Below are 12,507 nucleotides of genomic sequence, written 5' to 3'. Positions count from 1 at the left end.
CATTAACCGCCCTAACTATTTTAGGGCGGTTATTATTTTATGCACTACGTTTTAACAACATCGACTTAATATGGCCAATCGCTTTTGTTGGATTGAGTCCTTTAGGACATACGCTGACACAGTTCATGATGCCATGACAACGAAACACACTGAACGCATCGTTAAGATCATCAAGGCGAGATTCTGTTTCTGTATCGCGACTATCAATCAAGAAACGATATGCAGCTAACAATCCAGCAGGTCCGATAAACTTATCTGGATTCCACCAGAATGACGGACAAGAGGTTGAACAACAAGCACAAAGGATACAATCGTAAAGCCCATCAAGCTTTTCACGCTGTTCTGGTGACTGTAAGTTCTCACGAGCAGGAGGATTCTTGCCATTATTAATTAAATACGGACGAATTTTCTCGTACTGTGTATAGAACTGAGTCATATCCACTATTAAATCACGAATTACTGGTAAACCAGGTAACGGTCTGATCACAATTTTCTTACTTCCTTTCTGTAAAGATGAAATAGGTGTGATACAAGCCAAACCATTTTTACCATTCATGTTCACACCATCAGAGCCGCAAACACCTTCACGACAAGAACGACGGAACGATAAGGTAGGATCTTTTTCCTTTAATTGAATTAATGCATCCAACAGCATCATGTCACGCCCTTCAGGAACTTCTAGGGTGTAATCTTGCATATGCGGCGCATTATCAACGTCGGGATTGTAACGATAAATCGAAAATTCAAGTTTCATATTTAAAAGTCTCCGCAACTTCAATAACACCGCTAATTAATATGTACGCACTTTTGGTGGGAAAGCTTCACGCAGTTTCGGCTGCATATTGACTTCACGTCGTGTCATTGTTTCGGTTTGCGGTTGATATAATGTATGGCATAACCAATTAGCATCATCACGTTCTGGAAAATCGAAACGGCTATGAGCTCCACGGCTTTCTGTACGGAAGTTTGCAGATACCGCGGTGGCATAAGCTGTTTCCATCAAGTTATCTAATTCTAAGCATTCAATACGCTGTGTATTGAATTCACTTGAATTATCATCCAGTCGTGCATTTTGTAAGCGCTCACGAATCACTTTCAGTTCTTCTAAGCCTTTTGCCATTGCATCACCTTCACGGAATACCGAGAAGTTATGCTGCATACAAGATTGCAGTGCTTTACGGATTTCAACTGGATCTTCACCAGAACGGTTATTTTCCCAGCGATTTAAGCGAGTTAATGCGGCTTCAATATCAGAATCGCTCGCATCACGCATTGTGCCTTGTTCCATCAGTGACTCTTTTAAGTGCACCCCTGCTGAACGGCCAAATACAACGAGGTCTAACAACGAGTTACCACCTAAGCGGTTTGCACCATGAACAGATACACAAGCAATTTCACCGACTGCGAACAGTCCAGGAATAACCACGTCCTCGCCTTTCTCGTTCACACGAATAGCTTGACCCGTTACTTTTGTTGGAATACCCCCCATCATATAGTGACAAGTAGGTATAACAGGGATTGGCTCTTTAACTGGGTCAACGTGTGCGAAAGTACGAGAAAGATCAAGAATACCCGGTAAACGAGACTCAAGAACTTCTTTACCGAGGTGATCAAGTTTCAATTTCGCATGAGGCCCCCAAGGACCATCACAACCACGACCTTCACGAATTTCGATCATAATAGAACGAGCAACCACATCGCGGCCGGCAAGATCTTTGGCGTTTGGTGCATAACGTTCCATAAAGCGTTCACCGTCTTTATTTAACAGATATCCGCCTTCACCACGACAACCTTCGGTCACCAATACGCCCGCACCCGCAATACCGGTTGGGTGGAATTGCCACATTTCCATATCTTGCAGAGGAACACCTGCGCGAACCGCCATGCCGACACCATCACCCGTGTTGATATGCGCATTTGTAGTTGACTGGTAAATACGACCCGCACCGCCAGTCGCTAAAATCGTGGCATTTGCTTTGAAATAAACAACTTCACCCGTTTCGATACAAATTGCAGTACATCCAACAATATCGCCATCTTGGTTTTTCACTAGATCCAGTGAATACCACTCTGAAAAGATGGTTGTGTGATTTTTTAAATTTTGCTGATAAAGGGTATGCAATAATGCATGTCCAGTACGGTCAGCAGCAGCCGCTGTACGCGCAGCTTGTTCACCACCAAAGTTTTTTGACTGACCACCAAATGGACGCTGATAAATACGACCATCATCTAGTCGAGAAAATGGGAGCCCCATATGTTCCAACTCTAAAATTGCTTCAGGGCCGGTTTTACACATATATTCGATAGCATCTTGGTCACCAATATAATCGGAACCTTTTACCGTATCGTACATGTGCCATTCCCAGTTATCCTCATGAGTATTACCTAGCGCAACAGTAATACCACCTTGAGCGGAAACAGTATGAGAACGAGTGGGAAAAACTTTAGAAATCAGTGCACAAGACAGACCCATTTGAGAAATCTGTAAAGCGGCACGCATACCGGCACCACCCGCACCAATAACAACAGCATCAAACTCTCTTACTGGCAGATTCATTACACACCCCACACCACAATTGTTCCATAAATAAGATAAACCAACAGCGCAACAACAATAATCAGTTGTAAAGTCAGGCGTAATGCCAGCGGTTTAATATAGTCCGTTAACACTTGCCACATTCCTATCCACGCGTGAATAAGAATAGAAAGCAACGTCAAGATGGTGAACACTTTGGTTAAGGATGAGCTAAAGAACCCACGCCATACCTCATAGGTTATTTCTGTTGTAGCAATAAATCCCACAAGATAAAGAACATATAAAACGATAATAATGGCTGAAGCACGCAGAAATAACCAATCCTGTATGCCAGTACGGCCTAAAGTAGAAGAATTACTTACCATACTAATACCCCCGCCAATATTGATAAAATTACTGTAATAACCATTGATGCAGCCGCTGAGTTGCGACCGACAATCAAGGTTTCATCAATAAAGCCGAAGTCCATCAACATATGACGAATACCACCACAAATATGGTATGCCAATGCCGTTAGGATGCCCCACAAAATAAATTTTGCGAAGAAACCAGTCATTATTTCAGCCGCTTGCTGAAAACCTTCAGGAGAAGAGAGAGAGGTGCCAAGTAACCACAGTAAGATGCCAACTGCGACTAACATAATAACACCAGAGACACGATGCAAGATCGATGCGATAGCAGGGAGTGGAAACTGTATCGTCTGTAAATCCAGATTGACAGGTCTTTGTTTTTTCACAATTTATGCCCACACAGCTTTTATAATTTTTCCTTCCTCCGGACCTGGATGGAAATCAAACAGCGAATGGGGTACAAAGGCACATTTTAAGTAAAATGTTAAATCCGTCTATTTTACAAAAATTGTGGATTCGTTACGCTGGTTCTCCATGCAACAACGGTTCCGGAGACCTGCGCGCAGTATAAGTGCTTCACAAACTTATTACAATTACCACACAACTTGTGTGCCCGACATTTGCCTCGAACAGTGAGAAGGATCACTATTTAATACATCCGATGCAAAAATGATTATCATTTTTGACACACGCACAACATTTTCATTACATTTACTGCATAATTTTAATGTTTATGTTTTTTTTGTGCGCAAACACGCTTCCAGAAACCTCAAACTTATGTAAAAGTGTTGTCAGTACTAATTCTAAGTGCATTGCATAAAAAAGCACCTAAAAAAACATAACATCAAAAGCTCCTTAACATAAGTGACACACTATAGACCTAGATATGACGGGCATTAAGTAAAACTCGGCTGGGTACCTTACATCAACTATAGTTTCACTATCGAAGTGCATCTTTATGAAGATACCCTCGACTTTGTTAGGAGACATATAAGCGCTAAGGAGATTATAAATGGCTGATAACAAAGCTAAGCTAACGATTGCTGAAACATCTGTAGACTTGGACGTTCTATCCCCTACACTCGGTTCCAAAGTTATTGATATTCGTACTCTCGGCTCCAAAGGTTATTACACCTATGATCCTGGCTTTACCTCAACCGCCTCTTGTGAGTCAAAAATCACTTTTATTGATGGTGATAACGGTATCTTACTTCACCGTGGTTTCCCTATCGGGCAATTAGCGACTGAATCAACATACTTGGAAGTCTGTTATATCCTGCTGTACGGTGAAGCACCGACACAGGAGCAATACGATAAATTTAAAACCACAGTGACGCGTCACACCATGATCCATGAACAAATTACCCGACTGTTCAATGGGTTCCGTCGTGATTCACACCCAATGGCCGTGCTGTGTGGTGTTACAGGTGCTTTAGCTGCGTTCTATCACGATGCATTGGATGTCAGTAATCCGGTTCACCGTGATATTACGGCTTACCGCCTGCTCTCTAAAATGCCAACAGTGGCAGCGATGTGTTACAAATATTCGATTGGTCAACCTTTCGTTTATCCAAGAAATGACCTCTCCTATGCAGGTAACTTCTTGCATATGATGTTTGCAACACCATGCGAAGAGTATATTGTTAACCCAGTACTTGAACGCGCAATGGATAGAATTTTCATCCTTCACGCAGATCACGAGCAAAATGCATCAACATCTACAGTACGTACTGCAGGCTCTTCAGGTGCAAACCCATTTGCATGTATCGCAGCAGGTATCGCGTCACTTTGGGGACCCGCTCACGGTGGTGCTAACGAAGCTTGTCTACGTATGCTGGAAGAGATCAAAACGGTTGAACACATTCCTGAATTTATTAAACGAGCAAAAGATAAAAATGACTCCTTCCGTTTAATGGGCTTTGGTCACCGTGTTTACAAAAACTACGATCCTCGTGCAACAGTAATGCGTGAGACCTGCCATGAAGTGTTAAAAGAATTAAACCTCAATGACAGCTTGCTTGAAGTGGCGATGGAATTAGAACGTATTGCGCTAAACGATCCGTATTTTATTGAGAAAAAACTGTATCCTAACGTTGATTTCTACTCTGGTATTATCCTGAAAGCGTTAGGTATTCCATCCAATATGTTTACGGTTATTTTTGCGATTGCACGTACAATTGGTTGGATTGCTCACTGGAATGAAATGCACGAAGATGGTCTGAAAATTGCGCGTCCTCGTCAGCTTTATACTGGTTATGATGAGCGCGATTTTAAAAGTGAAATTAAAAAGAAATAATTGATTTTTTTATTAATTATCCTTGTTAAGCCCCGATTAAATCGGGGCTTTATGTTTTAAAGTTATCGATAAAATCGATCAGCTTTTCAAATATTCTTGTGGTGTCTGACCTGTCATTTTCTTAAAAAAGGTAATAAAGGCGCTGTCACTGGCAAATCCTAATATCTGACTAATATCTATATAACGATGATGAGTAGCTAATAATTCAATGGCTTTCATTAATCGCCACTGTTGACGCCATTGCTGATAACTTAAGCCTGTTTCTTTGTAAAATAAGCGTGTAATCGTTTTCTCACTCGCTCCCACATACTTTGCCATTTCTTGTAACGGTGGCGGCAAATCATCAAATGATAAACGTTTTAATCGCCTATCTTTCGGCATAAATAAATGATTAGGTTGTCGTTGAGCCTGCGTGATTTCATCAAAGAAAACCGCCAATAAATTGGCGTAGCGTCCTTCTTCCCATTGTGTATCAAAATCAGCTACAGAAATACGCTCAAGAATTTCTCGTAAAAGAGGAGAAAGCGTAAATATCTCACTCTCACTTGGAAATTTATCATGATATTTATCGGAAATATAAACAGAGCGATATCCCACAGAGGCATACATTTCGACTCGATGTTCCAATTTTGCGGGGATCCACGCAATTCTCATAGGGGGTAAAACAGAAACCCGAGAGGCCAAAGTAATTCGCATACATCCTGACTGCGTAAATAATAATTGTCCTCTATCATGAGAATGAAATCCTGAATCGTGCTTTCCCATTTCTGCTGCAATACCCACAACTGATGCAAGATGCTCTTCTGGCACAAAGTGGTCGTATTGATTAAGCCAAGCCATCACTTGTCCTATTTGAAAAATAATATGTCTTTATGTTTATAACAAGACATTCATTATCTCTGTATTCTGCTCATCAAGATTTAAGGATGTAGGATAAAAAGATGAACAAAAAACTCTCTTTATGGTTAGCAATTGCGTTAATGATGTTTCCACAAATTGCAGAAACCATTTATAGCCCAGCACTTACTGATATTGCAAACGGCTTTCATGTCAATGCAAACGAGGCTGGACAAACACTTTCGCTCTATTTCTTTGCATTTGCATTGGGGGTCATTATATGGGGTCGGTTATGTGATGTCATTGGTCGTCGTCCGACAATGTTAGCTGGGTTGTTTATTTATGCTATTGCTTGTCTTGGTGTTTTCATGACACAAGATTTTTCAGTCTTACTTGGATTGCGCATGCTTTCCGCTTTTGGTGCTGCGGTAGGCTCAGTAGGCACACAAACCATTATGCGTGATGTCTATAGTGGCGATGAGTTAGCAAAAGTATTCTCAGTTATGGGAGCCGCTATCGCATTAAGCCCGGCAATAGGTATGTTAAGTGGTTCATTATTAGTGAGTTATGCCGGCTACCAAGGCGTATTTAGTGGCCTAGCCCTTCTTGCCTTGATTTTACTGTTATGGAGTGCTTTTGCTTTACCTGAAAGTCGCCCTGAAGCAATAAAAACAGCCCCATTAGGAGAAACGGCAATAAAAATGCTTAAGGATAAGCAAATTGCTAAAACTGTATTATTAATTGCCTTTTTTAATATCAGCCTTTTTGCTTATTATCAGTTAGCACCTTTTATGTTTGATAAACAAGGTTATAGTGCAAGCACCTTTGGATATAGTGGCATTGTGTTAGCAATAGGTGTCGGTATTGGCTCTTATATTAATAAAGCATTATTAAATCATCATTGGTCATGTGGAAAATTAGTTTTACTTGCCAGCTTTATTGCATTAGTGAGTGCTGCGGGTGTTTATTTTTTACGTAATCACATTAGCTTTATTATCCCAATGATGACGAGTGTTATTGCTTATGGCATTGCTATTCCAAATATCTTAGCCACAGCATTAGCACAATATAAAGATCGTTTAGGCACTGCGGGGGCATTATTAGGCTTGTTCTACTATTTGTTAATTGGTGGCGGGCTCGCACTTGCAGGATGGGGACAAGATTTAGCCATCACCTTACTGATTTGTAGCCTCGGCTCCTTGTTGTTGTCTTTCTCTCGCCAAACAACTAAATAATAATTTATCCCGTATTCCTAAAAGGTACGGGATTTTCTCTTACAATTGATCTTATTTTCCGCTGTTATTTTTTTAATCAATTTAGCTAAGTGTTAACGCTTATTTTGTTAAACAGACAATTCTTAAATTTTTCAAATACCACAAAAAATGCCTTTATTATCACTTCTTCATTTTCAGCACTTTTTCCTGATATAACGTTTTATATATTGCAGAATTGAATATTAATAAAGCTAGGTTAGCTTTTTTAGCGTTTACATCTATAAATTTAACAAATGATATACCTTGCTTTCGTTTCCAACAGTGATAATCAAATTGTTCGTTTCGCTATTTCATGGTAAAAAAAACTGTTTATCCATACATAGCTTAAGGAACTGGCGTGATAAAAAAAATCTTAGACATTTTCCCTATTTTTGGGAAAAAAGACGTCGATATTACTGAGAAATATCTCCAAGAATCTCTTGTACTACTTGCTATATTTGATGAAGGATTACCTAAACGTGCATTAGATTATGTACTTACAGGCAAAAACCCTGAAATTCTTTTTGAGTTAAATAAACTGGATGCAGCAAAAGCAGCCGTTTATTTTCATCGTGCAGGAACATTAGAATGGTGGTATGCCAGTAATATTGATACAGGAAAATATAGTAAAGTTATCACCCAAGGCCTTAATGCCCGCCATAAGCTTTACTCTAAAGTTGGCGAAAGCTTTTCCTTAGAACAAGTCGCTCGTTATGCAAAAGTCATTGCAGCCGCATGTCAAGATATCAATATCAAAGTGACAACAACTGAAGTGCCAACTTGGGTTATTTACCTGTTAGTTGATGCGTTTTACACTACTTATGATAATGCACGTAATCTTAATTTAGAGCATCGTAAACATTGGAGTATGGAATTTATCGCTAATATGGTCGAAGCAGAGGCCAATATTGCAGGCGAAAATGCATTATTCGCACTATTTGATAGAAAAGATATCTCTGAATATTATGCTTCTAATCTTAAGCGTATTTATGAACTTCATGATTTAAAAGATTATCTACTTTCACATCAAGAATTTATTAGAACAGAATTAATTGAAAAACTATCAGCAAATGGTTTAGTTGAGCTCATTAACTATCTAAATAAAAATACGATATTACGCGATACTTTTGCAGATATTATTGTTTTACTTGCCACCAGTAACTTAAAAACCGTTAAGAAAACCGCAGAGCCAATTTTAAATACCTTACCGGCTGAAATTGTAAAAGAAAATTTAACCCATGTTTTAATGAATGGTACACCAAAACAACGTACACAAGCGGCTGATTTATTTGCTCGCCAAGGTGAAAACCGTGATGTACTTGAAGAAGCGTTAAAACATGAAACCTCAAAAGCAGTCATCAAAAGTATTGAAAGTGCCCTACAACGCTTTAGCGTTGCTGATAATGCAAACACTGTTGATGCCATCGAAGCACCTGATTTTACGCCATTAGAAGATACACCATTACCCGATAGTGCCCGTGATATGATGGTCAATAACTTCAATGAAATGTTAGCTAAAGCGAAAGAAAATGCTGAACGCGAAATTGAAGAAAATAAAACATCGAAGCACTCTTATAATTGGGCACAACGTCATTATAAAGATTTATCTAAGATTGATGAAAAACAATGTCGTGCATTAGTTGATAAACTCAACAGTGGGCAAGGCACTATTCAGTCGAATGAGATCCAAATTATTAAACACAAAAATCGTATTCCTAATTTGCCAGAATACACATTCTTTCATGCTGTGCGTGTGATAACCAACAACCGCCAACATGCCGATCACTTCTCCTCTCACTACTTTAATGGTGATATTCCTGAGCGTTTATTTAGTGATATTGAATTACTACAAGTTGAAAATGTATTAGAAAGATGTGGCTTCAAACGTGCAGCCCGTGTCACAGCGGCACTATGCTTAGAATCCTATCAAGATGGTTTACGCCGTTTTCGTAAACCAGAACAAATTTGGCCTTTCTTCTCTCAACATACTGATTATATTGCAGAAGCCCTAAACTTAATGCCAAACCAAAGTGAACATCGTTATCGTCAATTTGAAACATCACAAGGTATAGAAGTATTAGGTCGTTTCCCAACCATTCCTGCACAATTTGTTCCGCGCATCATGGAATTGGCATTAGGCGAAAATAAAACACACCGCGTTTCTGCACAAAAATTATTAGAAACTCTGCCTAATATTCATTTAAGTGCACAAGAAGGATTAACCTCAAGTAAACAAGAGATCCGTGTTACAGCCATTGAATGGCTAGCTCGCTTAAATAATCCGGATTCCTTACCTGCGCTTAATGCCTTATTGAAAAAAGAGAAACGCGAAGTAGTGCGAGCTTCTTTACTCACTGCATTAGAGCAATTAGGTGAAGACATTTCGAGCTATTTATCACCAAAAACATTATTAGCAGAAGCTGAAAAAGGCCTTAAAGCCAAAGTACCAGCAAGCCTTGCTTGGTTTAATTTTGAGGCAATTCCTGCACTCACATGGGAAAATAAAAAAGCGGTTGATCCCGCGATTATTCGTTGGTGGATTATTCTGGCAGTAAAATTAAAAATGCCAGGAGGCAACGCGCTATTACAACGTTATATCGGCCTGCTTTCTACAGATAGCCAACATAAACTTTCTAGCTTTATTCTGCATACCTTCGTTGCTCAGGATATTAAAGGGCCATCACTGGAAGAAGCAATGGTAGAAGCGCAACGTGAAGCACCGGGACGTTTAAGCAATTATCAAAACTGGGCGAAGCGTTATCCTGAATATTACGCTAAATATGAAAACTACACTTTAGAGCAAGTAATTGAAGAGATTAAAAACGAGGTATTACGTCGTTATTTAGGCTCTGCAATCAGTGATAAAGGTATGTTAGCGCTTATCTGTGGGATTGAAGGTCATGTTGCGGTATCTGTACTACGCAACTATATGCGCGATCATTATCAGCGTCGTGCACAAATTGAAGCGATGATTGATGCGGTTGCTTCAAGCAATGATCCTATTATCATCCAACTTCTTCTTTCGTTATCTCGTCGCTATCGCACTGCATCTGTTCAGGAAAAAGCCCGTCATTTAGTTACGCAAATCGCAGAACGTAATGGCTGGAGTGCAGATGAATTAGCCGATAGAACTATTCCAACCGCAGGTTTTGATGATACCGGAACATTAGTGCTGGAATATGGTGAACGTATTTTCACTGCAAAAATGGATGCAAAACAAAAACTTGTTCTATTTAATCCAGAAGGAAAAGAAGTTAAAGCGTTACCTGCTGCGCGCAAAAATGATGATGCGGAGCTGATTAAGGAAGCGAAAAAACTTTTCACTTCAAGTAAAAAAGAACTTAAACAAGTTATTGAATTACAAAGTGTGCGTTTATATGAAGCCATGTGTGCTCAACGTCAATGGTTAAGTGCAGATTGGCAAGAATATATTTTAGCTCACCCAATTATGCATAAATTAATTGAACAATTAGTTTGGCAGGAAGTTAAAAATGGCGAAGTGATCAATACGTTCCGCCCTTCTGATGACGGCGCATTGCTTAACCTTGAAGATGACGAAGTCACTTTACAAAACGACTCATTTATTCAATTAGCCCACGCGGCATTAGTTAATGAAGATGAACGCAAAGCATGGATTGCTCATTTTAAAGATTACAAAGTGAAGTTCTTATTCTCACAAATGGAACATAAGATCCCAGAGTTAGATCTAACGCAAACAGAAGTTGAAGACCGAAAAGGCTGGATCACAGACACTTTCACTTTACGCGGTATTTTAACCAAAATGGGTTATCAGCGTGGCCCAGCAGAAGATGGAGGTTCGTTCTCCCACTATTACAAATTCTTCTCTAGTTTAAACTACTACGTCAACATCGGTTTCAGTGGTAGCTATGTGCCAGAGGAAAACATTCCTGCTGTCTTATTTGATTTGAGCTTTGAGAAAAATCAGCAAGATTACTGGGATCGCAATAATGTTGAGCTAAAAGAAGTTCCGCCAATTTTATTAGCTGAAAGCTATGCTGATTATCTAAAAATCGCTGAAGCTTGTGCAGGATTTGATCCTGAATGGGAAAAGAAAACACCTTGGTAATAATTAGGGATAACTAGGAAAGAATATGGCTAAAAAAGCACCCGCAGATCAACAAGTAATCAGGGAAAGTGCTGAGGTTCGATTTGCTCAAGAGTTAGAGTGTTTAACAAAAGCAGATGTTAATAATCCTAAACCACAAGGATGGCTTCGCTCTCCTCGTGCTGTACGCCAATTTATTTTAGGTGATGATGCATTAGGCATCACACCTAAATTTTTCGGTGACGATGCCTTGGTTGATCGCGCGATTGTCACATTATTAGGCAAGCAAGGTTTAATGCTAGTGGGTGAACCAGGTACAGCAAAATCAATGCTCTCAGAGCTTTTTGCTGCCGCCATCAGCGGTGATTCAGGATTAACTATTCAAGGCACTGCGGGCACTACAGAAGATCACATCAAGTACTCATGGAACTATGCGTTGTTATTAGCAGAAGGCCCAACAGAGCGCGCTTTAGTGGGATCACCGCTTTATCAAGGTATGTTGCAAGGTAAAATTGTTCGCTTTGAAGAGATAACCCGTTGTCCTCCTGAAATTCAGGACGTACTGGTTTCTTTGATGTCAGAAAAACAGTTAATGATCCCCGAAATGGGTGATGGTGCGCGTATTAGTGCAAAACCTGGGTTTAACCTTATCGGTACCGCAAACTTACGAGATCGTGGTGTTCATGAAATGTCAGCCGCATTAAAGCGCCGTTTTAACTTTGAAACCGTAAAACCTATTCGTGATCCGGCATTTGAAATTAGCTTGATCCAATCACAGCTTGAAAATGAATTAGGCTCTTTAGCTAATGAAGTGACGGTGCCTGCTGACGTAGTTGAATTGCTGGTAACCACATTCCAAGAATTACGTTCAGGTAATACACAAGATGGCGGCAATATCAAAACGCCTGATGCAGTTATGTCAACCGCAGAAGCTGTAAACATTGCTTATGCTTGCGCCTTAGAAGCGCATTATTTAGGTGATGGAGTGATGAATGCTGGTGCAATTGCACGCCAATTAATCGGTGTTGTATTAAAAGACAATGCTGATGATATCAAGCGTATTCGTTATTACATGGACAATGTAGCCAGAGAAAGAGCCAGAAACAGTAAAGAGTGGAAAGCGTTCTTTGATGCATCAAAAGAGTTTTGGCAATAACACGCTGAGATTA

9 protein-coding genes are annotated in these 12,507 nt (G+C 39.8%); 4 read left to right on the top strand and 5 right to left on the bottom strand.

What is annotated here, in order from left to right:
• Positions 1–37: 37 nt before the first annotated feature.
• From GWI59_RS10535 to sdhC, 4 genes are read right to left on the bottom strand one after another with little or no spacing between them, the layout of a single operon-like run.
• Entirely contained in the window at positions 38–754 is a 717-nt protein-coding gene (locus GWI59_RS10535) for a succinate dehydrogenase iron-sulfur subunit (protein WP_006537662.1), read from the bottom strand.
• A gap of 36 nt (positions 755–790) precedes the next feature.
• A complete protein-coding gene (gene sdhA / locus GWI59_RS10530; protein WP_006537663.1) occupies positions 791–2,557 on the bottom strand; it encodes a succinate dehydrogenase flavoprotein subunit in 1,767 nt (588 codons plus the stop codon).
• On the bottom strand, positions 2,557–2,901 hold the full coding sequence (gene sdhD / locus GWI59_RS10525) for a succinate dehydrogenase membrane anchor subunit (protein WP_006537664.1): 345 nt from the start codon (positions 2,899–2,901) through the stop codon (positions 2,557–2,559). Before sdhD ends, sdhA begins: the two co-directional genes overlap by 1 nt.
• A complete protein-coding gene (sdhC, locus tag GWI59_RS10520; RefSeq protein WP_129586864.1) occupies positions 2,895–3,275 on the bottom strand; it encodes a succinate dehydrogenase cytochrome b556 subunit in 381 nt (126 codons plus the stop codon). Before sdhC ends, sdhD begins: the two co-directional genes overlap by 7 nt.
• A gap of 623 nt (positions 3,276–3,898) precedes the next feature.
• Here sdhC and GWI59_RS10515 point away from each other — a divergent pair.
• Complete coding sequence (locus GWI59_RS10515) at positions 3,899–5,182, top strand: citrate synthase (protein WP_072062920.1); 1,284 nt, start codon at positions 3,899–3,901, stop codon at positions 5,180–5,182.
• A gap of 78 nt (positions 5,183–5,260) precedes the next feature.
• Here the strand turns inward: GWI59_RS10515 and GWI59_RS10510 are convergent, their stop codons facing one another.
• On the bottom strand, positions 5,261–6,022 hold the full coding sequence (locus GWI59_RS10510) for an AraC family transcriptional regulator (RefSeq protein WP_006537667.1): 762 nt from the start codon (positions 6,020–6,022) through the stop codon (positions 5,261–5,263).
• 101 nt (positions 6,023–6,123) lie between these two features.
• On the opposite strand from GWI59_RS10510, the gene GWI59_RS10505 reads away from it, so the two are divergent.
• From GWI59_RS10505 to GWI59_RS10495, 3 genes are all read left to right on the top strand, one after another.
• Positions 6,124–7,254 carry a multidrug effflux MFS transporter gene (locus GWI59_RS10505; protein WP_161724608.1) on the top strand — a complete coding sequence of 377 codons (1,131 nt, stop codon included), beginning with the start codon at positions 6,124–6,126 and terminating at the stop codon, positions 7,252–7,254.
• 376 nt (positions 7,255–7,630) lie between these two features.
• Positions 7,631–11,359 (top strand): DUF4132 domain-containing protein, encoded by a 3,729-nt coding sequence (locus tag GWI59_RS10500; RefSeq protein ID WP_161724605.1) that lies wholly within the window; start codon positions 7,631–7,633, stop codon positions 11,357–11,359.
• Positions 11,360–11,384: 25 nt separating this feature from the next.
• Positions 11,385–12,494, top strand: a complete 1,110-nt coding sequence (locus GWI59_RS10495) for an ATP-binding protein (RefSeq protein WP_006537674.1) — start codon at positions 11,385–11,387, stop codon at positions 12,492–12,494.
• The last annotated feature ends 13 nt before the right edge of the window (positions 12,495–12,507 follow it).

It is taken from the genome of Proteus sp. G2673, assembly GCF_009915125.1.
GTDB lineage: Bacteria > Pseudomonadota > Gammaproteobacteria > Enterobacterales > Enterobacteriaceae > Proteus > Proteus penneri.
Note: the sequence above shows the minus strand (reverse complement) of the source record. Positions and strands in the feature narration are given on the sequence as shown.